We start from the raw sequence: 22281 nt of genomic DNA, 5'->3' as shown, positions 1-22281 counted from the left end.
GGGGATGAATCCGACGTCATCTTCACAATCAACCGACGATAGCAGGGTCGAGTCTCCAATGCCAATCCATACGTTTACAAACGAACATTTCGTGAGATGTGGTGATGAAGCGAGCCAATCAGTTCGACGTTCGCCCTCGTTCTGCGAAAGAGCGAGAGGTGTTCGTTCGCTGGTTGGACGCTTCTGCGAGTCTCTGGAACGAGACGAACTACGCTCGCCGCCAAGCCTTCCTCGAAGACAACGAAAGCGTCTGTGAAGAGTACGGTATTGCGGTTGAGGAGGAGTCCGAGGCGTGGACGAGTCAGGAGTGTCCTGAGTGCGGAGAGCGCGAGGAGACGATTCGTCACGAGGATTCGCTGACGTGCCCGTGTGGATTCGAGGGACACGCAGACCTCGTGGCTTCGGAATCGTTCCTGAGACAGCAGACGAACGCGGTTGGGTCGATGGCACGGCCCGTGTACCTCAAGTGGAACAAACACAGTTGGCGGGACGATCATAGCCCGCCCTCCATCGCGGTGGAGACAACGGCCAACGAGGACTACACAAACCAGAGTACCACACCGAGTGGGAAAGTTGCCTCCGTGGAGACTCAGGACGACTGAGACTCCACCGTGAGGAATCCTCGCCCTTCAGGGCGGGGAGGATGTCAATCGTCCTGTTTCTGGAGGCGCTCGATCGTCTCGACCAGCGGGTGGTGGGCGTAGTCCACCTCCTGGATGTCGTCGATGGTCTCGAGGTTCGCCTTGCGGGCGGTCTCGGCCATTCCGAGCGGGACGCGCTCCTCGAGGACGATGACGTAGGCGTCCATCTCCTCGATGCCGAGGCGCTTGGCCGCCTTCACGCGGTGGTGGCCGTCGGCGAGCAGGAGGCGATCGCCGCCGTTGTCGATGACCACGAGCGGTTCCGCGAGGCCGTTCTCCAGTTCGTAGGACCGCCCCTCGAGTTCGTCGGTGTAGACCTTCGACTGCGTGGGCGTGAGCGACGCGAGCGGCACCTTCCGGCGCTCCTGGCGCATGCCGACGCCGTGGATGTTCCGGAGCGTCTCGATCAGCTTGTTCACCTTCCCCGGGGTGGCGCGCTCGATCTGGCTGCGCACCACGTCGGCGTTCGAGATGATGCCCACGAGGTTCCCCGCGTCGTCGACGACCGGGAGCTTCTGGATGCCGGAGCGCAGGATGACGCGCGCGGCGTCCGTGATCTCCATCTCCGGGTGCGCGACGATGAGGTCGTCGTTCATCACCTTGAACATCGGCTCGTCGTCGCCGGCGAGCAGGAGGTCGCGGGCGGTGATGAACCCGTGGACGCGCCGCCTGTCGCAGACGGGAAACCCGCTGTGCTCCTCGTTCTCCGCGATGCGCCGCTTCACGTCCGCGACGGTGTCGTCGACGCTCACCGTCACCACGTCGCGCGTCATGTAGTCCTTCACGCGGAGTTTGCGCTCCTCGGCGTCGAGCATCACCCACTCCATACGACGCGCGGACAAAAGCCTTCCCGGTCGAGACGACCCCGCTCACCTCGTCCGCGCTCCGTGCTCCGTGCTCGCTCCGCGGCTGCCGACTCCCCTTCGGCCGTCGTTCTCGCTCCGGTCGCTCCTCTCGTCCCTTCCCTCCCCGTCTCACCCCCGCTCGTCGTCGGGCGTTCCGGTCCCCGCCGGCAGTCCCTCGACCCCGTCGTCGAACCGCTCGGTGAGGTCCCAGTGGGGCCGCGAGCGGAGCGTCTCGAAGAAGCGATCGGTGATGACGTCCTCGATGATTCCCCGGAGTTCCTCGTCGCTGTCCTCCTCGACGCTCCCGAGGAGGCCGAGGGGGATCTGCGCGCCCGCCATGTCGGCGTGGCCGCCGGCCTCGCCGATCGGCGAGAACGCCTCCCGGAGGGTCTCGCCCACGTCGAGGTCAGCGCCGCGGGTGCGCGCCGAGGCGTAGATGGTGCCGTCCTGGATGCCGTAGACGAGCGTCGTCGTGACGTCCTCCATGTCGAGCAGGCGATCCGCCGCCTGCGCCAGCGCGTCCCGGGAGCGCAGGCGGCCGACGCAGGAGGTGAGCACGGACCCCTCCGTCCGCCGGTTGCGGATGGCCCGCCCGATCGTCTCCAGGATGTCGACGCTCACGCTCGGGGACTCGACCCGCTCGAGGGTCGCCTGGTCGACGTACGGCAGGAGGTACGCCGCCGCCTCGAAGTCGTCGGTCGACACCTCGCGGCTGAACTCCTTCGTGTCCACCCGGATGCCGTAGAGCAGGCCCGTCGCCACCTCGGTCGAGGGGCGCACCCCGAGCAGTCGGAGGTAGTCGACCAGGAGGGTGCTGGTCGCGCCGACGTCGCTCCGGAGGTCGACGAAGCGCGCCGCGACCGGTTCGCGCGGCGGGTGGTGGTCGATGACGACGTCGACGGCCGTGTCCTCGGGGAGCTGGTCGTTCACCCCCGGCCGGGAGTGGTCGACGAGCGCGAACCCGCCGTACGCAGAGAGGTCGTCCCCCGGCTCGAGGTTCTTCAGGTCGAACTCGAGCAGGTTCACGAGCGCGAGGTTCTCCTGGTGGGTGATGTCGCCGTAGTAGATCGCCTCGGCGTCGCATCCGGCGGTCTCCGCGATGGCGCAGAGCGCGACGGCGCTCGCGATGGCGTCGGGATCGGGGTTGTCGTGCATGACGACGGCGAGGGGACCCTCCATCTCGCGGAGGAGCCGACGCAACTGGCGGACGCGAAGCCCCTCCCGCCGCGTCGGTTCGAGGATCCGCCGGGCGAGGACGGTCTCGGGGTCGACGACCCGATCGGCCACCGCCTCGATGGCGTCGCGCGTCTCTCCGTCGGTCTCCGCGGGGACGTACGCGAGGAGCATCGCGTCGGGGTACGCCTCGCGCGCCGCCGCGACCGCGCGCCGGTTCGTCGCCGCGTCGGTGCCCGCCACGACGACGGTCTCGACCGGGCGGTCGTCCTCGTCGACGACCGCCCGGATCGTCTCCGGGTCGCCACAGTCACCCCGGGTCGCCGGGATACTCTCCTCGCGCAACGCCTCCACGCGGCTCTCCTCGTCGGTGACGACGAGAAGTTCCCCCGGCAGATCGCCGAGGTCGTCGTAGAGCGAGTGGCCGAACGACCCGCAGGCGAGGACGAGCCGGGTTGTCATACACTCCCTACCGGAGCGAGCGGGTAAAACTCTGCGGGCGGAGCATCGAATCGATCGCCATCGGTCGGTTCTTCCGGCGGGAGCGTCCCGCCGGACGGACGGTACTCGAGGCGGATGGGAGCGGCGGGGCGGGAGCGCCGGGACGGGCGGACCCGCGACGGCGAGAACGGGAACGAACGCGAACGGAACCGAACGAGTCGGAACGACGCCCCGCCCGTCAGAAGAGCGTCGCGGCCGCCTCGAACGCCACGTCGGAGAACAGTCCGAGGGCGGGCAGCAGCGCGACGGTGACGACGGCCGCGGCGACGACCGCGGCGTAGAGTCCCGTCGGGTAGCTCTCGATGTCGAAGGGCGTAGACGGATCCTCGATCCACATCGCCCGCACGACGCGGGAGTAGTAGTACAGCGACAGCGCGCTGTTGATGACGAGCGCGGCGGCGAGCAGGAGCACGCCGCCGTCGACGGCCGCCATCAGCAGGAAGAACTTCGAGAGGAAGCCCCCGCCGATGGGCAGCCCCGCGAGGCTGAACAGGAAGACGGTCATCGCCACGCAGGCGACCGGTGCCTGGGTCGCGAGGCCGTTGTAGTCCTCGAAGGTGCGCCCGACGCCCCAGTACTCGACGAGCGCGACGAACAGGAACGCGCCCGTGTTCATGAACCCGTAGACGACGAGGTGGAGCATCCCCGCGCCGAGGATGAACCCGCTGTCGCCCGCGCCAGTGAGCGCGCCGAGCGCGATGAGGACGTAGCCGGCGTGCCCGATCGAGGAGTACGCCAGCATGCGCTTTACGTTCTCCTGGGTCGCGGCGGCGAAGTTCCCGATGAACATCGTCACGAACGCGAGCACCTGGAACGCGAGCACCCAGTCGACGCCGATGTTCGCCTCGAGCGGGAACGCGGTGACGAACACGCGGAACGCGACGACGAACCCGGCGGCCTTCGAGGCCGACGAGAGGAACGCCGAGATGGGTGCGGGCGCGCCCTCGTACGCCTCGGGGGCCCAGAAGTGGAACGGCACCGAGGCCGTCTTGAACGCGACCCCGCCGACGATCATCAGCACGCCGATGCCGAGCACGCCGAGCAGGCCGTCGCCGACGCCCCCGGAGAGGGCGCTCGCCACCTCGGGCAGCAGGAGGCTCCCGGTGACGCCGTAGACGAGGCTGATCCCGTAGGCGAGTACCGCAGACGAGAGCGCCCCGATGAGGAAGTACTTGATGCCCGCCTCGACGCTCCCGCGGTTGCGCTTCAGGTACGCGACGAGCGCGTAGGAGGGAAGCGAGGACAGTTCGAGGCTGACGAACACCGTGGCGAAGGAGTTCGACGTCGCCATCAGCGACATGCCCGTCGCCGCCAGCAACACCAGCGCGTAGAACTCCGCCTGGTAGGGGGTGTCGCGCAGGTAGTCGTAGCTCGCGAGGCTGACGAGCGCGGTCACGCTCGCGAAGATGAACGTGAAGAACAGGCTCATCCCGTCGACGATCAGCTGTCCGCCGAACAGCCGGACCGGTTCGCCGCCCGTCGCGAACAGGACGAAGCCCGTCGCGAGCAGCGCGAGCAGCGACCCCACGACGGAGAGCCCCGCGAGCAGGCCGCGGTTCGACGCTTCCGGTTCGATGCTGTCGACGACGAGCAGGCCGAGCGCGGTCAGGCCGAACGCGAGCGTCGGCGCGAGCGCGACCAGCCCGGAGAGTTCTGTCGTTTGTAGCGGAATCATTGGACACCTCCGAGCGCGGAGAGCGCGTTGAGCGTCTCGACGCTGGCGTAGCCCGCGGCGTCGAGGTCGAGGATCGGGCCGACCGCGTCGCGGATCATCGCGAACGCGATGTCGGGTGCCGTCCCCAGCACGACGATGAGCACGACGAGCACGACCAGCGGTACGAGGTCGTGGACGCCGGCCTCACGCACCGGGTAGTCGGTCGCGGAGAAGAACCCGCCGAACACCGTCCGCTGGAGCGCGAACAGCAGGTACCCGGCCACGATGACGATGCCGAACATCGCCAGCGCGGTGAACACGGGCGCGCCGGCGAACCCGGCGTCGAACGTGCCGACGAAGATGAAGAACTCCGCGGCGAAGCCGGCCATCAGCGGCAGGCCCATGTAGGCGAACGAGCCGGCGACCAGCGCGCCGACCGTGACGGGCATCCGGTCGGCCAGCCCGCTCATGTCGCCCACCATGCGCGTGTGGGTCGTGTTGTAGATGACGCCCACGCACAGGAACAGCAGCCCCGAGATGAGGCCGTGGGAGATCATCTGGAAGGTCGCGCCGCCCAGCCCGTAGACGGTGTAGGCGACGAGACCGAGGATGACATAGCCCATCGACGAGACCGAGGAGTACGCGACGATGCGCTTCAGGTCCTGCTGGGCGAGCGCGAGCAGCGCGCCGTAGATGACGCTGATCACCGCGATCGCGGCGAGGTACGGCGCGAGCGCCGTCGCCACCTCCGGCAGCATCGTGAAGTTGAACCGGAGCATGGCGTAGGTCCCCATCTTCAGGAGGACGCCCGCCAGCATCACCGACACCGGCGTGGGGGCCTCGACGTGGGCGTCGGGCAGCCACGTGTGCAGCGGGACGACGGGCACCTTCACCGCGAACCCGAAGAACATGAGGACGAACGCGATCAGCGCGACCGCGTCGCCGGAGAGCCCGTAGACCGAGCCGAGCGCCCCCCGGTTGAGCGCCTGCGCGATCTCGGGCAGGCCGAGGCTGGCGATCGAGTCGCCCAGCCCGAACACGAGGGTGAAGAAGCCGACGAACATCACCAGCGAGGCGACGTTCGTGTAGACGAAGAACTTGATCGCGGCGTACTTCCGGCGCGGACCGCCCCAGACGCCGATGAGGAAGTACATCGGGATGAGGACGGCCTCCCAGAAGACGAACCAGACGAAGAAGTCGAGCGCGGAGAAGACGCCGATGAGGCTCGCCTCCATCACGAACATCAGCCCGTAGAACTGCGACTGGCGCTCGTCGATCGGCGTCCACGCGCTCAGGATGGCGAGCGTCGTCAGGATCGTCGAGAGCGCGATAAGCGGCATCGAGATGCCGTCCAGACCGGTGTGGTAGGACAGCTGGTAGGCCCCGAGCGTGAACCACTCGACCGTGGTCTCGAAGGCGGGCTGGCCGCCCTGCAGCAGGACGTTACCCGTGCCGTCGAAGACCGAGTACATGTAGACGCTGACGACGACGGGCACGAGGCTGATCGCGAACGCGAGGCGTCCGGCGACGCGGTCGGGGGCGAGGAAGGTGATCGCCGCCCCGAGCAGGCAGGCGGCGATGAGGACCTCGATCAGCACTCAGAACCACCCCCCGACCAGCCCGAGCGCGACGATGAGCGCGACCAGCCCGAGCGTGAGCAGCGCGGCGTAGTTGGAGACGATCCCGGTCTGGATGCGCCGGATGCGGCTGCCGGAGAACAGCGAGACGCTGGAGACGCCGTTGACCACGCCGTCGATGACGCCCTGGTCGAACTTGTCGGCACCCCGGGCGACGTTCGCCGTCAGGCCCTCGGCGAGCCACACCTGGTACTCGTCCTGGTAGTAGTTGTTGAAGAGCAACGTCTTGATCGAGCCGAGTCTGTCCGTGTGTTCGACCGGCGCGGGGCCGCGGTAGAGCGCCACCGCGAGCCCGGCACCGGCGAGCGCGAGGCCGAGCGACACCGCCGCGGAGGCGAGCATCGTGCCGACCTCGCCGAGCGGGTAGGCGGCCTCGTAGCCGGCGAACTCCTCGAGCAGCGTCTCGTAGTGCTCGCCGGTGAGGTTCTCCGGCCCGTGGAACAGCCACGAGTGGAGGAAGTCGACGTGCGCGCCGGTCAGCTCCGCGATCGGCGCGGCGTTGATGAACCCGACGACCGCCGCGAGCACGCCGAGGACGACGAGCGGCCCCTTGACGTTCCAGCGAACGCCGTGGGGATCACGCGCCGTGTCCGTCCGGGGCTCGCCGTGGAAGGTCAGTATGACCATCCGGAAGGTGTAGAAGCCCGTCAGGAAGACGGCGAGCAGGCCCATTGCGTAGGCGGCGAGGAGCAGCGGGTTCCCGCCGAGGCCGTGGACGAGCGCCTCGAACAGCACCTCGTCCTTCGACCAGAAGCCGGAGAACGGGACGATGCCCGCGAGCGCGAGCGACCCCGAGAGGAACGTCCAGTAGGTGACGGGCATGCGGTCTTTCAGCCCGCCCATGTCCCACATGTCCTCGTTGTGGTGCATCGCGATGATGACCGACCCCGCGCCGAGGAACAGCAGCGCCTTGAACACCGCGTGGGTGGTCAGGTGGAAGACGGCGGCGACGTATCCGCCCGTCCCCAGCGCGAGCATGATGTAGCCGTACTGGGAGATGGTCGAGTAGGCGAGCACCTGCTTGATCTCGCGCTTGACGACGCCCATCGTCGCGGCGAACAGCGCCGTGAAGCCGCCGACGAAGGCGATCACCGCGAGCGCCGTCGGCGAGAGGGCGTAGAAGCCGTACATGCGCGCGACGAGGTAGACGCCAGCGGCGACCATCGTCGCCGCGTGGATGAGCGCGGAGACGGGCGTCGGGCCCTCCATCGCGTCGGGCAGCCACGTGTGGAACGGGAACTGGGCGGACTTGCCCATCACGCCCCCGAGCACGAGCAGGCCGAGGACCGTGAACCAGGTCTCCGGCGCGAAGCCGAAGGTGTTCACCTGGGCCTCGCCGTGCAGGGCCTGTTCGGCGAGGTGGGGGAAGCTCTCTCCCCCCGCGAACGCCGCCGTGCCGAACGTGGCGAACACGGCGACGACGCCGATCAGGAAGAAGTAGTCACCGAAGCGGGTGACGAGGAACGCCTTCTTCGCCGCCGACGCCGGGCCGTCGTCACGGAACCAGAAGCCGATGAGCAGGTACGAGCAGAGCCCGACCAGTTCGAAGAACATGAACGCCATCAGCAGGTTCGAGGACATCACGAACGCGAGCATGCTCGCGCTGAACAGGCCGAGTTCGGCGTAGTACCGCGGTAGCCCGATCTCGCCCTCGTCGTTCATGTAGCCGAGGCTGAACACGTGTACGAGGAACGCGATGAGCGAGACGATGACCAGCATCAGCGAGGAGAGCTGGTCGAGCAGCAGGCCGAACTCCAGGGCGAACGGGTCCTGGGTGGCCACGAACGTGTAGATGACCTGGTTGTACGTCTCGCCGCCGAGCACCGTCAGCGCCACCCAGGCGGACAGCGCGAGCGAGCCGCCGGTCGCGACGATGCCGGCGAGCGCGCCCTTCTTCGGCATGTACTTCCCCCCGAAGAGCGCGACGAGGAACGAGACGAACGGCAACAGTGCGATCGCCGGCGCGTAGTCGAATACTCCTGCCATGATCTTACCACCTCATCGTGGTCGCCTTGGTGACGTCCACGTCGCTGAAGTTCCGGTACAGTACGAGGATGATGCCGATCCCGACGGCCACCTCCGCGGCGGCCAGCGCCATCGTGAACAGGCTGAACACCTGCCCGGTGAGGTTGCCGAACTGGTAGGAGAACGCGACGAGGTTGATGTTCGCCGCGTTCAGCATGAGTTCGACGCTCATCAGGAAGAACAGCGCGTTGCGACGGGTCAGGATGCCGAACAGGCCGATGCAGAACACCGCCGCCGACAGCACGAGGTAGTACTGGACGGGGACGGCCATCAGCGGCCCTCCCCCGGGGATTCGCCGTCGGTCGGTTCGTCGGCCAGTTCGTCCTCGGTCGAGTCGTCCCGGTCCGCCCGTCCGCCGTCGGTGCGAACGGACGCGCCGGCGGGGCCGTGAGCGGAGCCGCCTTCGCGGCGCGCCAGCATCACGGCCGCCACCAGCGCGGCGACGAGGACGACGTCGATGATCTCGAACGCGATGAGAAAGCCCTCGGACTCGTGGGTGGCGAGGTTCACGAGGTCGAACATCGCGTAGCCGATGCTCGCGGTGATACTCCCCTCGGCGAAGCCCTGCGGCTGGCCGTACTGCGCAGTGAGGAACACCGCGGCCATGACGACGAACAACGCCACCGCGGCGAGGCCCGGCACCATGCTACTGCCGTCGAGTTTCAAGCGTGGACGCGTGGTCATGCTGGCACCTCCTCGTCGCTGGCGGACTCGCGGGTCAGCATCACCGCGAAGGTGATGAGGATGAGGACCCCGCCGACGTAGACGAGGACCTGCATCGCCGCCAGGAACTCGGCGCGTAGCATGACGTAGTGCACCGCGACCGACAGCAGCGCCACCCCGAGGAGCAGCGCCGCGTGCCAGACGTCACGCACGAGCACGACGCCGAGTGCGCTCCCCACCGTTACGATGGCGAACAGCGCGAATGCTAGTGTCTCTGCTACTGCCATTGGTGTCTGTCGTTGCGCTCGGGGTTTCAACGTTTCGAGAATCGTCTACGAGCGCGCATGCACGGGCAGCGGTTTAGAGGAGTCGCTGTCGTCCGTCGAGCCGACGGCTATGTCCAGTCGTCCAACCATTCGACGGTGTTGCGAATCTCCGCCGGCGTGTAGTACCGATTGATTCGGGTGATCGCCTCGACTGCCTCGAGCGGCGCATCGAGCAATAGGGTCCGGTCGGTATACATCACGATGCCCGCGTGTTCGTCGCCCATCCGGACGAAGTCACGGTCGTTGGTGACGACGACCATCTCCTCCCGTCGACAGTCGTCGAGGATCGTTCGATCGTTGCTCCTCTCTCCGTACCGTTCTCGGGCGGTCGTCGCCTCGAACCCACTGGACCGTAAGGAGGTGGTGAACACGCGCGGAACGTGTTCGTCGACGAGAAACGCCAGTCGAGTCATCTACGGTGGTGCGTGTGGCGCGTTCGACCGTTCAGCCAGGTCCGCTTCGAGGTCTTCGTAGGCTTCTCGGACGGCCTCCATCTGGTCGGGATGATTGTAGTAGTAAGCCATCGCCTCGTGGACCTCCGCGAGGGTGATGCCGAGTTGGTCGGCGACGTGCTCGGGTCCGTGCCCCGCGAGTACGAGATCAGCGACCTGTAGTACCGAGATACGACGTCCTTCGAGACGGGGGTCGCCGCCGAGTACGTTCGGCGTGCTGACTACCGGCATACGTACCGTACTATCTACGGCTATTAGTCACTTTCCGCCCCACGCGGTGAACCCATCGATGCGAAACGTTGGCGGCACCTCACAGAGCAGGGTCACCGCTCCCGTTACCGCTCGGAGCGGCCTTTTTCGTCCACTGCTGGACTCGCTTCTCTCGTTCGGCAAGCGTCCGCTTACTGCGTTCGCCTCACGGCTCCGCCGCTCGGCTGTTCGAGGCGCTCGCTTCGCTCACGCCTCGCTCTCGCTCGCGGAAACAGGTTTTGCGTGCGGCTCGATCCGTGTCGTACCGCGAGCGAGTGAGCGAAGCGAACGAGCGAGCGGCGTTTTTAGTCCAGGTTTTTGGGCGGGGTTCGACGAGGCGTGGCTTCGCCACGCCGAGGAGGACCTCGCCCAAAAAAGTGGTGCTTTACTGGTAGTCCACGTCGCCTTCGCCCTCGCCGATCCACGCGCCGCGGTCGGGCTCGCGGGAGGCGAGCGGGTCGATGTCCTTGTACCAGGGGACGTTCTTCAACTGCTCCATGTTGTAGGCGAACTCGTCCTTCGTGTCCGCCGTGAACTCGAAGTTCTGGGTGAGCAGGATGGCGTCGACGGGGCAGACCTCCTCGCAGAGTCGGCAGTAGACGCACTGGCCGATGTGGAGGTTGTACTGCTCGCCGTTGCGCTGTTCGTCCGTGACGATCTGGATGGTGTCGTTCGGGCAGACGTTCTCACACTGGCGACACCAGATGCAGCGCTCCTGGCTGAACTTGTGCACGCCGCGGAACCGGGGGCTGACCTCCGGTGCCTGGTCGGGGTACTCGACGGTGAACGTCGTCCCGTCCAGGGCGTGTTTCATCGTGGTCGCCATGCCCTTGAGGATTCCAATCATTGGTATACCCTTCTCGAAGGGGGGATTTCAACCCCGGGATCTCCGCCTGCCCGGGCGTCGTCGGGCGGTGCCCGACTCGCCCCGGAACGCCCCGGGGCCGGCCGTCTCAGACGATCACCCCCACGATGACGGCGGTGAGCAGGAGGTTGGCGAAGGAGAGCACGAGCATCCCCTTCCAGCCGATCTCGATGAGCTGGTCGATGCGGACGCGCGGGACCGCAGAGCGGGCCCACTGCGTCAGCAGGAAGACCGCCCAGATCTTGATCATGAACCAGACGAACCCGGGCAGGAGCGGTCCGGCCGGGCCGCCGAGGAAGATCGTCGCGATGATCGCCCCGCCGAGGAAGATGTGCAGGAACTCCGCGAGGTACATCAGCACGAAGTAGACCGAGGAATACTCCGTCTGGTACCCGGCGACGATCTCGGTCGGGGCCTCGGGCACGTCGAACGGGTTGCGCCCGACCTCGGCGAGGTTGGCGGCGATGAACAGCACGAACGCGAACGGGTTGACGAACGCGTACCACGAGGGGACGGTGATGCCCGCCACCGTGAACAGCGGCTCCGCCTGCATGTTCACGATGGTGCTCATCTGGAGCGAGCCGGCGAAGATGACCACCGACGCCGCCGTGACGACGAGCGGAATCTCGTAGGCGATGTTCTGCGCCACCGCGCGCAGACCGCCGAGGAACGAGTACTTGTTGTTCGACGCGTAGCCGCCCATCACCAGTCCGACGCTGGCGATGGAGGAGACCGCGAAGACGTACGCGAGGCCGACCTCGGGGTCGGCGAGCTGGATGCCGCTACCCATCGGGATGACCGCGAACCCGAGCAGGGCGGAGGCGACCATCACGACGGGCGCGAGGTCGAACGCCGGGCGGTCCGCGCCCTCGGGGATGATGAGTTCCTTCGAGAGGAGGCGCACCGCGTCGGCGACGATGATGAGCAGGCCGAACGGCCCGACCCGGTTGACCGCGATGCGGTCGGTGAACGCCGCCGTGATCTTCCGCTTCGCCCACGGCCCCGCGATCGCGGTCGTGATGAGCATGATGTTGCCGACGATGAACGCCGCGATCAGCGCCGCGACGAACGTCTCGAGCGGCCCCATGTTCCCGCCGAAGCCGAGCAGGTTCCCGATCGTGTCCGTGAGCGTCCCCCCGCTGACGGGGGGTGCCGTCGCGTTGGTGGCGTTCGTCGCGTTCGTCGCGTTACCGCTCGCGTTGCTCGCGTTGGAGGCGTTACCCTGCTGGAGCAGCGCGACGGTGAGATCGCCCGCGCTCATCGATCGACCTCCCCGAGGACGATGTCGAGGCTACCGAGCGAGGCGACCAGATCGGGGACGTACTCGCCTTCGGACATCTCCGGGAGCGCCTGCAGGTTCGAAAAGCAGGGGCTTCGGATCTTGAAGCGCGCGGGTTTGTCGGTGCCGTCCGACCGGATGTAGATGCCGAGTTCGCCCTTCGCCGCCTCGACCGCCCGGTAGATCTCCCGATCGTTCTCGGGTTTGAGGGTGCGAGGGACGTTGCTCTGGATCTCGCGATCGTCTTCCGGCCAGTCTTCGAGCAGGTCGAGACACTGTTCGATGATCTTCGCGGATTCTTCGACCTCGCGGAGGCGGACGAGCACGCGCGCGAAGTTGTCACAGCCGTCCTCGACGACGACGTTCCAGTCGAGGTCGGGGTAGTACCCGTAGGGATCGTCCCGCCGCAGGTCGTAGTCGATGCCCGACCCACGCGCGACCGGTCCCGTCGTCCCGTAGCTCTTCGCCACGTCCGGTTCGAGGACGCCGGTGTTCACGCAGCGGAGCTGGAAGATCTCGTTGCCCGTGATGAGGTCGTGGTACTCCTCGAGTTTGGCGGGCAGGTCGTCGAGGAAGTCGCGGGTCTTCTCGAAGAACTCCTCGCGGGGATCCGGCAGGTCCCACGCCACGCCGCCCAGCCGGAGGTAGTTGAACATGAGCCGCTGGCCGGTGAGGTCCTCCAGGATGTTCTGGACGATCTCGCGGTCCCGCGTCGCGTACATGAAGATGGCGGTGAAGTCGCCGTAGACGTCGAGCGCGAACGTCCCCACCGCGAGCATGTGGCTCGCGATGCGGCACAGCTCCGCGCTCATGGTGCGGATGATCTGTGCGTACTCCGGGACGTCGATGTCGGCGAGGTCCTCCGCCGCGCGCGCGTACGCCCACTCGTTGAGGATGCCCGCGGAGATGTAGTCCCAGCGGTCGGGGTAGGGCATGATCTGGTGGCGGTAGGTGCTCTGCTGGCACATCTGCTCCTCACAGCGGTGGAGGTAACCGATGTCGGGATCGACGTCAGCGACCTGTTCGCCGTCGAGCGTCGTCTTCAGGTGCAACACCCCGTGGGTCGCCGGGTGGTGCGGCCCGATGTTGACGAACATCGTGTCCGTGTCGTCGTCGCGCTGGTCCTGCTGGAGGGGGTTCGCGTGTTCCCGGAAGGCGACGACCTGGGGCTGCTCCTGATCGTAGTCGAGGCGAAGGGGATGACCCTGCCAGGTCTCCGGCAGGAGGATTCGCCGGAGATCGGGGTGGTCGTCGTACTCGATGCCGACGAGGTCGTAGGCCTCCCGCTCGTGCCAGTCCGCGGTGCGGAAGACCGCGTTCCCGGACTGGCTGTGGGGGTTCTCGCGCCCCGTCGGTACGACGAGGTTGACCTCGTGGGTCGGGTCGGCGTACTTCTTCAGGTGGTAGATGCTCTCGAAGCGGTCCTCGTACTCCTGGGCCGTGACGCACGACAGGTGATCGAAGCCGGCCCGGTTCTTGAGGCGGTCGAGCGCGGCCGCCACCCGGTCGGGGCGGACGACGAACGACTCGGCGTTGACGTGCGACTCGCGGCCGACGACGAGGTCGCCGAGGAGCGACTCGATCGCGTCGTAGTCGAGTCCCTGCTCGGTGACGCCGACCTCGGTCGCCGATCCGGGAGTGGGTTCTTCCAGGCTCATGGCGACTCCGCCCAGTTGTAGCGCATGACGAGGTCCTCCTCGTCGATCTGGCTCGCGAGGTGCTGGACGAGTTCGTCGCGGTCGAGGTCGCCGAACTGCTCGAGTTCGTACGGCTTGACCGTCACCGGGGAGGTCTCGCCGTTGGCGACGCGCTCCTGGAGCTTCGCGACGCCGTAGACGAGCGCCTCGGGGCGCGGGGGGCACCCGGGGACGTGGATGTCCACCGGGATGACCTCCTCGGCACCCTTGATGACGTTGTAGCCCTCCTGGAAGGGGCCGCCGGAGATCGTACAGGAGCCCATCCCGACGACGAACTTCGGCTCGGGCATCTGGTCGTAGACGCGCTTCATGCGCGGGGCGAACTTCGAGACGATGGTGCCCGGGACGATGATCACGTCGGCCTGTCGCGGCGAGGCGCGCGGGACGCCGGCACCGAAGCGGTCGAGGTCGTGTTTGACCGCGTAGGTGTGCATCATCTCGATGCTGCAGCAGGCGATGCCGAACTGCAGCATGAACATGGAGGAGCCCCGGACCCAGTTCATGAACTTGTCGAACTTGGTGAGGATGAACGGCGTGGAGCCGAACGCCTCGCGGAGCTTGGAGTTGAACCGGGCGTCCACCCCCTCGCCCATCCGAGCCTCCTGCGTGGTCTGTGCCGAGGTCGTCGTTGTGTTTTGGCTACTCATGTTTCTACCTGCTGTCTGTCTGTGCGGTCCGAACGCACCCAGCGGACCGCACCGTTGCGCCACGCCCAGACGAGACCGACGAGGAGGACGCCGATGAAGATCAACATCGGGACCAGCGCCTGTGCGAGGCCCGCCTCCGAGACGGCGTTTCGGTAGATGACGGTCCACGGAAAGATCAGGACCGTCTCGATGTCGAAAATGACGAACAGGAGCGCAACCATGTAGTACTGGATGTTGAACCGGATGCGCGTGGTGCCCGTCGGGACCTCGCCGCTCTCGTAGGTGGCGGATTTCCCTTGCTCCGGCACGGTGGGGCGAAGCATCGCAGACATCGCCATCATCACCAGCGGGAGGCCGATCGCGACGACCCCCAACGCGCCGATCGCTATCCACGGGTTACTCATAGTACGTGTATCGTATTGCGGCTTAGCATCCCCCGCATATAAGAGTTGATTCTCGCGTCTGGCGGCGGGACCGCCGATTTTTCCAGCGTCGGGTCGCGTCCGCTCGACGGCCGGCCGCGCCGCGACCGCCTCAGGGGTCTCCGCCCCTGAACGACTCGGTTCCGGACTCGTGGAGCCGCCGGGAGACGCGCCCGACCGAGGACTGGAGGGCCTCGTGGTACTCGACCAGTCGCTCCTCCAGTTCGCCGTGCCGGCGGGCGAGGATCTGGACGGCCGACAGCGCCGCGTTGAACGATTTGCCCGCGTCGACGGCGGTGATGGGCGCGCCGGTCGGCATCCCGATGACCGAGTCGACGGACTTCTCCTGGACGGGGACGCCGACGACCGGCAGCGGGTACGCGAGCGAGGCGGTCATGTTCGGCAGGTCGGCGGACTTCCCCCCCGCGCCCGCGACGATCACGTCCAGGCCGCGGTCGCGGGCGGTCGTCGCGTAGGCGTACATCAGGTCGGGCGTCCGGTGGGCCGAGACGACGTACGTCTCGAACGTGAAGCGCGCCCCCGGCGGATCGTCGTAGTCGGTCACCTCCTCGAAGCCGAGTTCCGTCAGCGCCTCGTAGGCACCGTACATCACGTCGAGATCCGAGTCCGAACCCATGACGATCCCCACCTCCGGCGTCTCCTCGGTCGGCCGGTCGCGGTCGGCCTCGGCCTCCAGGTCGTCGATCAGCGACCGGACCTCGGGGACGGTCATCGGACGGTCACCTCAGAGCGCAGGTCGCGAGCGCGAGAGAGGAGCGTGTCCGCCTCCGACCCGTCGCTCGGTCCTCGTCCCTCCTCTTCCTCTCCCTCTCCGCCGACGAGCGTCACGTGGCCCATCTTCCGCAGGGGGCGCGTCTCGCGCTTGCCGTACCAGTGGAGGTGCGCGCGCGGCTCCGCGAGGATCGCCTCGACCCCGTCGAGCGTCGCGGGTTCCGTCGGCCGCTCGACCGCACCGAGCAGGTTCGCCGTCACCGTCGGGTCGCGCAGGGCGGTCTCCGCGAGCGGCCACCCCAGCACCGCGCGGAGGTGCTGGTCGAACTGCGAGGCGTGCGCCCCCTCGATGGTCCAGTGCCCGGAGTTGTGCGGGCGCGGGGCGATCTCGTTGACGAGCACCTCCCCCTCCCGCTCGAACAGTTCGATGCCGAAGACGCCCCGGCCCTCGGTGGCGTCGAGCACGCGTTCCGCGACCTCTCGCGCGCGCTCGAGCACCGCGTCGCTCGTCCGGGCGGGCGTCACGGACTCCCGGAGGATCTCCTCGCGGTGGATCGTCTCCGTGACGGCGAACGTCGCCGTCCCGTCCGCGCCCTTCGCGCCGATGACCGAGAGTTCGCGCTCGAAGGGGACGAGCGCCTCGGCGAGCGCGCCGGCCTCGCCCGCGCCCACCTCGGCGAGCGCCCCCTCGCACTCCCCCGGACCCTCCACGGGGACGTTCCCGCGGCCGTCGTAGCCGCCCCGGCGGGCCTTGAGCATCACCGGCCAGCCGAGTTCCTCGCCCGCGGCCCGGAGGTCGTCCGCGTCGTCCACCCGGACGAACTCCGGGATCGGGACGCCCGCGTCGGCCAGCCACTCGTTCTGGACGAGCTTGTCCTGGATCGTCCGGAGCGTGTCGGGCGAGGGATGGACGGGCGTCCCGGTCGCCTCGCTCGCTCGCTCCAGGAGGTCCGGGTCGGCCAGTTCGATCTCGTAGGTGAGCACGTCCGCGCGCTCCGCGAGTTCGCGCACGCCGTCAGCGTCGTCGAAGTCGCCCACGAGCTGGTCGCGGACGACGGGGGCGGCCGGGCAGTCGGGGGTCGGATCGAGCGCGACGACCTCGACGCCGAGCGGTCCCGCGGCCTCGCCGAGCATGCGGCCGAGCTGTCCGCCGCCGACCACGCCGACGGTCGGGCCGGGCGTTGACAGTTGCATGTGAGCGTCTCGCCCGTCCGTCGGGATAACCGTTGACATCTCGACTCGCGACCGACGCAGACCGACGGGCGGGTCGGAACCGTCGGCTCGCGCCGTCAGCGCCGACGCCGTTCCGGCCCCCGATCCCCCTCTCGCGGGAGCCGGGAGGTGTCGACCAGGAAGAGCACCTCGGAGTCCGTCGTCCGGAGCTTGCCCGTGCGCGCCTCGTAGCCCGGGAAGCGCGCGCGCAGTTCCGTCCGCTCGCCCGCGTCGGCGACGACGACCGGCGGGCGCTCGGCCATCGCGTCGAGTTCGGCCGGCGTCCGCGCGCAGGACACCGCGACGTCGCCGCGCTCGAAGTACCACGGGAGCGGGAGGAGTTCGAACCACTTGACGCAGGCGGGGCGGTACGCGCTCGACCGCGACGGGTGCTCGTCGACGTAGCGCTCGCCGTAGACGAGCACGTCCGTCCCCTCGGTGGTCGCCGCGGCGCGTTCCACGTCGGCGAGCGTCGGGTGCAGGTCGGCGGCGGGCTGGGCGTACTGGACGAGTTCGTTCTCGGGCGACTGCGGGTGGAGGTAGACGGCGGTGGCACCCATCGCGCCGACCTGCGCCGAGACGAGCAGGAGGACGGTCGCGGCGACGCCGACGCCGAGCCGATCGTTCGAGGCGAACGCCGCCCGCCCCCAGCGGTAGACGAGGGCGACGCCGACCGCCGCGGGGACCGCGAGCGGGAGCACGGCGTGCACCGTTGCCCACGGGGCCTTTATGTCGGTGATGACGGGGTAGCCGAGCACCGAGGCGACCCCCCACGCGAAGGTGCCGAGGACGAGCCCCCGGGGGCGCTCCTCCGCGAAGCTCTCCGCGAGGAAGCCGACGACCGCGAACAGACAGAGCATCGCCGCGCCGAACGCGAGCGTCAGGAGGTAGTCGCCGAGGTAGGGGAGGTAGCCGTGTTCGGTCGCGCTCCCGTCGATCCAGATCTCGACGAACGAGCGCCACGACCCCAGCGTGGCCGCCTCGACCACCGGACCCCACATCGCGGGGTCGCCGAGCGCGTTCCCGAGGCCGAGTTCGTCCGGATCGCCCGACCGCGGCGCGTAGAAGAACACGACGATCGCGAGGAACTCGGCGACGGCCGCGGCGGCGACGGCGAGGGGAGCGAGGGCGCGCCGCGCGCCGCGGGGGCTGCCGCCGTCCTCGATCGTCCGCGGATCGTCGTTCGACCGGGGGGCGTCGTCGTCTGTCCGTCGATCGTCGTCCGTCCGCTGGTCGTCTCCCGCCCGCGCCCGATCGAGCGCGGCCCGCCAGACCGCGCGACGGCGGTCGAGGCCGAGCCACCGCTCTACGACCCCGCTCACCGATTCGCCGCGACGGGCGGCGGCGAACAGCTCGAAGTAGGCGACGACGGCGGCCGCGCCGACCCAGCACAGGAGGTAGACCGGCGCGTTCTCCTTGACCGTGAACCCGAGTGCGACGAACGCGACGCCGGCGAGGACGTACCGGTACGCGCGCGTGTCGAGGTACCGGACGAACAGGCCGAACGCGACGAACATGAACGCGCCGACGAGGGGGTCTCCGCGCATGAAGCGGGTGTAGTAGAGCAGGACGGGGTTCGCGGCGAGAAAGAGCGCGAGCGCGACCTGCTCGCCCCCCCGGAGGCGCTCGCGGAGGAGGAGCGCGGAGAGTGGGAGGAGCCCGCCGACGACCGCGGGGACGAGGCGCATCGCGGCGTCGGTCGGGCCGAGGACGGAGAACACGACCGCGTTGACGTGGTGGTAGAACGGCCCGTGGATGATGGGGCGGTACTCGTAGCTCCCCGTCCGCGCGTAGTCGAGGATCCAGTAGCCGACGCGGGCTTCGTCCCAGTGAGCCACCCGGTCGCCGAGGAGGAGGAGGCGCGCCGCGAGCGCGAGGAGGGCGACGGCGGCGACGGCGAGGGAGGCGCGTCGCGGGGTCCAGTTCCGGACGCCTGCTGCCATTGCCCCGGAACAGTCGCCCGCGCGTAAGAACCCTTGTGGTCGCGATTCCGCCGGCGGTCGGGTGAGCGATCACCGGATCGCGCCCGCGTGGGGGATTCTCGAGGCGGTCGTGACGGGAATCCTCACTCGGTCGCTCTCCGTCGCCCCCTCCGGCAGTATCGGCCGCACAGCGGTACTTCTTTTAACGGGCCTCGCTACGGCGCAGGTATGGTAGCGTTAGGGCTCGTGGTCGCGCGGTTCAACCGCGAGGTCACCGAGCAGATGGAGGAGGCGGCCCGCGACGCGGCCGCGGAGGCCGGCGCGGACGTCGTCGAGACGCTCTCCGTCCCGGGCGCGTACGACGCGCCGCTCGCGGCCGACCGCCTCGCCCGGCGCGACGACGTGGACGCCGTCGTCGTCGTCGGGGCCATCCACGGCGGCGACACCGACCACGATCAGGTGATCGGGCACGCCGCCGCGCGGGGGCTGACCGACGTGAGCCTGAAGCGCGACACGCCCGTCGCGCTCGGCGTCACCGGCCCCGGGATGAGCATGGACGAGGCGCGCGCCCGCGTCGACTACGGGGCGCGCGCCGTCGAGAGCGCGCTGGCGCTCGTCGACGAACTGGAGGTAGCAGAGTGACGATGGAGGTACACGAGAGATGAACTTCGACTTCGCAGACCGCGTCGAACGCGTCGAACCGAGCGCGACGCTCGCCATCAGCGGCCTCGCCACCGAACTCGAATCGGAGGGCGTGGACGTGGTGGACCTGAGCGTCGGCGAACCAGACTTCCCGACCCCCGAGGCGATCGTCGAGGCCGCGACGGAGGCGATGGAGGCCGGCCACACCGGCTACGCACCCACCAGGGGCGTCCGCGGCCTCCGGGAGGCCATCGCCGACGACCTCGCGCGCCGGAACCTCGACTACGAGGCCGACGAGATCGTCGTCACGCCGGGCGCGAAGCAGGCGCTGTTCGAGACCTTCCAGACGCTCGTCGACGACGGGGACGAGGTCGTCCTCCTCGATCCGGCGTGGGTCTCCTACGAGGCCATGGCGAAGCTGGCGGGCGGGTCGCTCTCGCGGGTCGACCTCTCGGAATCCACGTTCCAGCTCGAACCGGCCCTCGACGACCTCGCGGAGACCGTCTCCGACGACACCGAACTGCTCGTCGTCAACTCCCCGAGCAACCCCTCGGGTGCGGTGTTCTCCGACGCCGCCCTGGAGGGCGTCCGCGACCTCGCCGTGGACCACGACGTGACGGTGATCGCCGACGAGATCTACGACCGGATCACCTACGACGTCGAGCCGACCAGCCTCGCCACTCTCGACGGCATGCGCGAGCGCACGGTCACGATCAACGGCTTCTCGAAGGCCTTCTCGATGACCGGCTGGCGGCTGGGCTACCTCGCCGCGCCGGAGGAGCTGATCGGGCAGGCGGGCAAGGTGCAGTCGCACTCGGTCTCCTCCGCGACCCACTTCGTCCAGCACGCGGGTATCACCGCCCTGCGCGAGTGCGACGACGCGGTGAACCAGATGGCCCAGGCGTTCCGCGAGCGCCGCGACCTCCTCACGGATCTCTTCGCCGACCGCGGCGTGGAGGTGCCGGTCGGGGACGGGGCGTTCTACATGATGCTGCCGGTCAGCGAGGACGACGCCCGGTGGTGCGAGGACGCGCTGAGCGAGGCGCACGTCGCCACCGTCCCCGGGAGCGCGTTCGGCACGCCCGGCTACGCCCGCCTCTCCTACGCGGCAAGCGAGGAGCGGTTGAGGGAGGGCGTGAACCGCCTCGCCGACGGCGGGTTCCTCGGCTGATCGCGAACCGACGAAACGGTCCCCTCTCCGTTTCGAACCGCGAGCGAGCGGACGCGCCGAATCCCCGAACGAAGCGAGGGGGTGAGGCGCGGTTTTAGTGGAGGTTTTGCTAGCACGCCGAAGGCGTGCGCAGCAAAACGTCCTGGCGGACAGGCGACGCCGTGGACGACTCGCAGGGCGTGGCGTCGCGCAACCGCGAGCACCCTGCGACGAGAGTCAGCGCACGGGGCCACTGGTCCCGCTCTCAGATATAAAGATACGCGACGGTAGACTGGTTTCACCACCGCCGACACCAGCGTGGCACCCGCGAGCGAACGCAGTGAGCGAGCGGACCGACGAACCCCCGAAGGAGCGAAGCGACTGAGGGGGTGAGGAGGGTTTTGATCCAGCTTTTGCCAGGGAGCCGGCGGCGACCGCGAAGCGTGTCGCCGCCACGCGACCGCAGCAAAAGGTGGGCTAGCAGCGCTCCCGACAGATCGCGTCGACGATGTCGCCCGTCGAGAACAGTTCGCCCTCGTAGCGGGGGTCCCGGCCGGTCGCGCGGCGCACCTCGCAGTCGATGCCCCGCTCGTCGAGGGCGGCCGCGATCGCCGCCGGGTCGTGGTGCTGGTCGTGGCCCAGGAGGATCACGTCCGGGGCGATCTCCTCGATGGGGACGAAGATGTCCTCCCGGTGGCCGAGGACGGCGTGGTCGACGGGGGCGAGCGCGGCGACCATGTCCCGGCGCTGGCGGTCCGGGAGGACCGGCTTCGCCTTGTGCGTGACGTTCTCCCGGCGGGCGATGATGACGTACACCTCGCCCAGTTCGGCGGCCTGTTCGAGGTAGTGGAGGTGACCGGGGTGGAGGATGTCGAACGTCCCCTGCGCGACGACCGTCCGGGTCATCGCCACCCCTCGTCGTCGGCCCGCTCGTCGTCGACCCACTCGTCGTCGGTCTCTCGATCGCCGGTCTTCCACTCCTCGTCGTAGGAGAGTTCCTCGTCGATGTCCGCCTGGGTGAAGTCGAAGAAGCGCTCCTCCGGTTCGGGGATCTCCACGTCGAGCACGGCGAGGTCGGTCTCCTCGCCGTCGCGGTCGAACGCGCGCCAGTCGTCGTCACCGTAGGGTGCGCCGATGATGATGTGAACGTCGCCCTTGCCGAAGGTCGCGAGGTCGGCGTCGCTCGGGTAGAGCACGCCGTTCGGGTGGGAGTGGACGGAGCCGGCGGCGCGCAGGTCGTTCGGGACCATACCGGTCTTTACCGTCGCGCTCACGGGATTGGACTCGGTGCCGGGGATGACGAGCACGTCGGTGATGACCGTCCCCGACTCGTCGAGGCCGAGCGTTCGGGCGTCCTCGCCGCGCAGCAGGCCCATGTACTCGTTGGGGTGCGTCTGGGCGGACGCCTCGAGGGCGAACTCGAGCGTCGCGCGCGCGATGCCGAGGATTTCGCCCGAGCGGAACAGCCGCATGTAGGAGAGGTGACCCGGTTTCCATCTAAGCGTTCCGGAACGGGCGGCCCGCCGCGTCGCGTTCGCGCGCGGTCG

General features: G+C 68.5%; 22 protein-coding genes and 1 pseudogene. 3 read left to right on the top strand and 20 right to left on the bottom strand.

The window, feature by feature from the left end:
• Positions 1 to 251: 251 nt before the first annotated feature.
• Positions 252 to 602, top strand: a pseudogene (locus NKI68_RS13815) (zinc ribbon domain-containing protein); the annotation flags it as partial.
• 44 nt (positions 603 to 646) lie between these two features.
• Here NKI68_RS13815 and NKI68_RS13810 read toward each other — a convergent pair.
• From NKI68_RS13810 to NKI68_RS13725, 18 genes are all read right to left on the bottom strand, one after another.
• A complete protein-coding gene (locus NKI68_RS13810; protein ID WP_254543682.1) occupies positions 647 to 1456 on the bottom strand; it encodes a CBS domain-containing ParB/RepB/Spo0J family partition protein in 810 nt (269 codons plus the stop codon).
• A 159-nt stretch (positions 1457 to 1615) separates the two neighbouring features.
• Positions 1616 to 3121, bottom strand: coding sequence for a DHH family phosphoesterase (locus tag NKI68_RS13805; RefSeq protein WP_254543681.1), 1506 nt, complete (start codon positions 3119 to 3121; stop codon positions 1616 to 1618).
• Positions 3122 to 3338: 217 nt separating this feature from the next.
• Positions 3339 to 4835 (bottom strand): NADH-quinone oxidoreductase subunit N, encoded by a 1497-nt coding sequence (locus NKI68_RS13800; protein ID WP_254543680.1) that lies wholly within the window; start codon positions 4833 to 4835, stop codon positions 3339 to 3341.
• Positions 4832 to 6412: a complex I subunit 4 family protein gene (locus NKI68_RS13795; RefSeq protein WP_254543679.1), complete on the bottom strand. Its 1581-nt coding sequence runs from the start codon at positions 6410 to 6412 to the stop codon at positions 4832 to 4834. Before NKI68_RS13795 ends, NKI68_RS13800 begins: the two co-directional genes overlap by 4 nt.
• Positions 6413 to 8437, bottom strand: coding sequence for an NADH-quinone oxidoreductase subunit L (gene nuoL, locus NKI68_RS13790; protein WP_254543678.1), 2025 nt, complete (start codon positions 8435 to 8437; stop codon positions 6413 to 6415). It abuts the gene before it with no gap.
• A 4-nt stretch (positions 8438 to 8441) separates the two neighbouring features.
• Positions 8442 to 8747 carry an NADH-quinone oxidoreductase subunit NuoK gene (gene nuoK / locus NKI68_RS13785; RefSeq protein ID WP_254543677.1) on the bottom strand — a complete coding sequence of 102 codons (306 nt, stop codon included), beginning with the start codon at positions 8745 to 8747 and terminating at the stop codon, positions 8442 to 8444.
• A complete protein-coding gene (locus NKI68_RS13780; protein ID WP_254543676.1) occupies positions 8747 to 9160 on the bottom strand; it encodes an NADH-quinone oxidoreductase subunit J in 414 nt (137 codons plus the stop codon). The genes nuoK and NKI68_RS13780 overlap by 1 nt, the downstream gene beginning before the upstream one ends.
• Positions 9157 to 9426, bottom strand: coding sequence for an NADH-quinone oxidoreductase subunit J (locus NKI68_RS13775; protein WP_254543675.1), 270 nt, complete (start codon positions 9424 to 9426; stop codon positions 9157 to 9159). The genes NKI68_RS13780 and NKI68_RS13775 overlap by 4 nt, the downstream gene beginning before the upstream one ends.
• 107 nt (positions 9427 to 9533) lie before the next feature.
• Positions 9534 to 9878, bottom strand: a complete 345-nt coding sequence (locus tag NKI68_RS13770; protein ID WP_254543674.1) for a DUF5615 family PIN-like protein — start codon at positions 9876 to 9878, stop codon at positions 9534 to 9536.
• On the bottom strand, positions 9879 to 10148 hold the full coding sequence (locus NKI68_RS13765; RefSeq protein ID WP_254543673.1) for a DUF433 domain-containing protein: 270 nt from the start codon (positions 10146 to 10148) through the stop codon (positions 9879 to 9881).
• A gap of 403 nt (positions 10149 to 10551) precedes the next feature.
• Positions 10552 to 11013: a NuoI/complex I 23 kDa subunit family protein gene (locus NKI68_RS13760; RefSeq protein ID WP_254543672.1), complete on the bottom strand. Its 462-nt coding sequence runs from the start codon at positions 11011 to 11013 to the stop codon at positions 10552 to 10554.
• 106 nt (positions 11014 to 11119) lie between these two features.
• Entirely contained in the window at positions 11120 to 12118 is a 999-nt protein-coding gene (locus NKI68_RS13755; RefSeq protein ID WP_254546434.1) for a complex I subunit 1/NuoH family protein, read from the bottom strand.
• Between the two features lie 170 nt (positions 12119 to 12288).
• Positions 12289 to 13968: an NADH-quinone oxidoreductase subunit D gene (locus tag NKI68_RS13750; protein WP_254543671.1), complete on the bottom strand. Its 1680-nt coding sequence runs from the start codon at positions 13966 to 13968 to the stop codon at positions 12289 to 12291.
• Positions 13965 to 14600 (bottom strand): NADH-quinone oxidoreductase subunit B, encoded by a 636-nt coding sequence (locus tag NKI68_RS13745; RefSeq protein WP_368410951.1) that lies wholly within the window; start codon positions 14598 to 14600, stop codon positions 13965 to 13967. Before NKI68_RS13745 ends, NKI68_RS13750 begins: the two co-directional genes overlap by 4 nt.
• A 50-nt stretch (positions 14601 to 14650) precedes the next feature.
• The gene (locus tag NKI68_RS13740; RefSeq protein ID WP_254543669.1) at positions 14651 to 15058 is read right to left on the bottom strand and encodes an NADH-quinone oxidoreductase subunit A; all 408 of its coding nucleotides are present in this window, start codon (positions 15056 to 15058) and stop codon (positions 14651 to 14653) included.
• A 130-nt stretch (positions 15059 to 15188) separates the two neighbouring features.
• Positions 15189 to 15809: a 5-(carboxyamino)imidazole ribonucleotide mutase gene (gene purE, locus NKI68_RS13735; protein ID WP_254543668.1), complete on the bottom strand. Its 621-nt coding sequence runs from the start codon at positions 15807 to 15809 to the stop codon at positions 15189 to 15191.
• Positions 15806 to 17002: a 5-(carboxyamino)imidazole ribonucleotide synthase gene (locus tag NKI68_RS13730; RefSeq protein ID WP_254543667.1), complete on the bottom strand. Its 1197-nt coding sequence runs from the start codon at positions 17000 to 17002 to the stop codon at positions 15806 to 15808. Before NKI68_RS13730 ends, purE begins: the two co-directional genes overlap by 4 nt.
• Positions 17003 to 17097: 95 nt before the next feature.
• Complete coding sequence (locus NKI68_RS13725) at positions 17098 to 18963, bottom strand: flippase activity-associated protein Agl23 (protein WP_254543666.1); 1866 nt, start codon at positions 18961 to 18963, stop codon at positions 17098 to 17100.
• A 207-nt stretch (positions 18964 to 19170) separates the two neighbouring features.
• Between NKI68_RS13725 and ribH the strand changes: the two genes are divergently transcribed.
• Positions 19171 to 19584, top strand: a complete 414-nt coding sequence (gene ribH / locus NKI68_RS13720) for a 6,7-dimethyl-8-ribityllumazine synthase (protein ID WP_254543665.1) — start codon at positions 19171 to 19173, stop codon at positions 19582 to 19584.
• Between the two features lie 19 nt (positions 19585 to 19603).
• Complete coding sequence (locus NKI68_RS13715; protein ID WP_254543664.1) at positions 19604 to 20755, top strand: pyridoxal phosphate-dependent aminotransferase; 1152 nt, start codon at positions 19604 to 19606, stop codon at positions 20753 to 20755.
• 456 nt (positions 20756 to 21211) lie between these two features.
• Here the strand turns inward: NKI68_RS13715 and NKI68_RS13710 are convergent, their stop codons facing one another.
• Both NKI68_RS13710 and NKI68_RS13705 read right to left on the bottom strand, forming a co-directional pair.
• On the bottom strand, positions 21212 to 21640 hold the full coding sequence (locus tag NKI68_RS13710) for an FAD synthase family protein (RefSeq protein ID WP_254543663.1): 429 nt from the start codon (positions 21638 to 21640) through the stop codon (positions 21212 to 21214).
• Positions 21637 to 22206 carry a Mov34/MPN/PAD-1 family protein gene (locus NKI68_RS13705; protein ID WP_254543662.1) on the bottom strand — a complete coding sequence of 190 codons (570 nt, stop codon included), beginning with the start codon at positions 22204 to 22206 and terminating at the stop codon, positions 21637 to 21639. The genes NKI68_RS13710 and NKI68_RS13705 overlap by 4 nt, the downstream gene beginning before the upstream one ends.
• Positions 22207 to 22281 lie beyond the last annotated feature (75 nt).

Source organism: Halomarina pelagica (genome assembly GCF_024228315.1).
In the GTDB taxonomy this organism is placed as follows: domain Archaea; phylum Halobacteriota; class Halobacteria; order Halobacteriales; family Haloarculaceae; genus Halomarina; species Halomarina pelagica.
Note: the sequence above shows the minus strand (reverse complement) of the source record. Positions and strands in the feature narration are given on the sequence as shown.

Bases quoted from the DNA above. Each gene is read 5' to 3' on its own strand.
- NKI68_RS13810 (WP_254543682.1), bottom strand. From the start codon at position 1,456: ATGCTCGACGCCGAGGAGCGCAAACTCCGCGTGAAGGACTACATGACG.
- NKI68_RS13805 (WP_254543681.1), bottom strand. From the start codon at position 3,121: ATGACAACCCGGCTCGTCCTCGCCTGCGGGTCGTTCGGCCACTCGCTC.
- NKI68_RS13800 (WP_254543680.1), bottom strand. From the start codon at position 4,835: ATGATTCCGCTACAAACGACAGAACTCTCCGGGCTGGTCGCGCTCGCG.
- nuoL (WP_254543678.1), bottom strand. From the start codon at position 8,437: ATGGCAGGAGTATTCGACTACGCGCCGGCGATCGCACTGTTGCCGTTC.
- nuoK (WP_254543677.1), bottom strand. From the start codon at position 8,747: ATGGCCGTCCCCGTCCAGTACTACCTCGTGCTGTCGGCGGCGGTGTTC.
- NKI68_RS13780 (WP_254543676.1), bottom strand. From the start codon at position 9,160: ATGACCACGCGTCCACGCTTGAAACTCGACGGCAGTAGCATGGTGCCG.
- NKI68_RS13775 (WP_254543675.1), bottom strand. From the start codon at position 9,426: ATGGCAGTAGCAGAGACACTAGCATTCGCGCTGTTCGCCATCGTAACG.
- NKI68_RS13770 (WP_254543674.1), bottom strand. From the start codon at position 9,878: ATGACTCGACTGGCGTTTCTCGTCGACGAACACGTTCCGCGCGTGTTC.
- NKI68_RS13765 (WP_254543673.1), bottom strand. From the start codon at position 10,148: ATGCCGGTAGTCAGCACGCCGAACGTACTCGGCGGCGACCCCCGTCTC.
- NKI68_RS13760 (WP_254543672.1), bottom strand. From the start codon at position 11,013: ATGATTGGAATCCTCAAGGGCATGGCGACCACGATGAAACACGCCCTG.
- NKI68_RS13755 (WP_254546434.1), bottom strand. From the start codon at position 12,118: ATGGGGCCGCTCGAGACGTTCGTCGCGGCGCTGATCGCGGCGTTCATC.
- NKI68_RS13750 (WP_254543671.1), bottom strand. From the start codon at position 13,968: ATGAGCCTGGAAGAACCCACTCCCGGATCGGCGACCGAGGTCGGCGTC.
- NKI68_RS13745 (WP_368410951.1), bottom strand. From the start codon at position 14,600: ATGGGCGAGGGGGTGGACGCCCGGTTCAACTCCAAGCTCCGCGAGGCG.
- NKI68_RS13740 (WP_254543669.1), bottom strand. From the start codon at position 15,058: ATGAGTAACCCGTGGATAGCGATCGGCGCGTTGGGGGTCGTCGCGATC.
- purE (WP_254543668.1), bottom strand. From the start codon at position 15,809: ATGACCGTCCCCGAGGTCCGGTCGCTGATCGACGACCTGGAGGCCGAG.
- NKI68_RS13730 (WP_254543667.1), bottom strand. From the start codon at position 17,002: ATGCAACTGTCAACGCCCGGCCCGACCGTCGGCGTGGTCGGCGGCGGA.
- NKI68_RS13725 (WP_254543666.1), bottom strand. From the start codon at position 18,963: ATGGCAGCAGGCGTCCGGAACTGGACCCCGCGACGCGCCTCCCTCGCC.
- ribH (WP_254543665.1), top strand. From the start codon at position 19,171: ATGGTAGCGTTAGGGCTCGTGGTCGCGCGGTTCAACCGCGAGGTCACC.
- NKI68_RS13715 (WP_254543664.1), top strand. From the start codon at position 19,604: ATGAACTTCGACTTCGCAGACCGCGTCGAACGCGTCGAACCGAGCGCG.
- NKI68_RS13710 (WP_254543663.1), bottom strand. From the start codon at position 21,640: ATGACCCGGACGGTCGTCGCGCAGGGGACGTTCGACATCCTCCACCCC.
- NKI68_RS13705 (WP_254543662.1), bottom strand. From the start codon at position 22,206: ATGCGGCTGTTCCGCTCGGGCGAAATCCTCGGCATCGCGCGCGCGACG.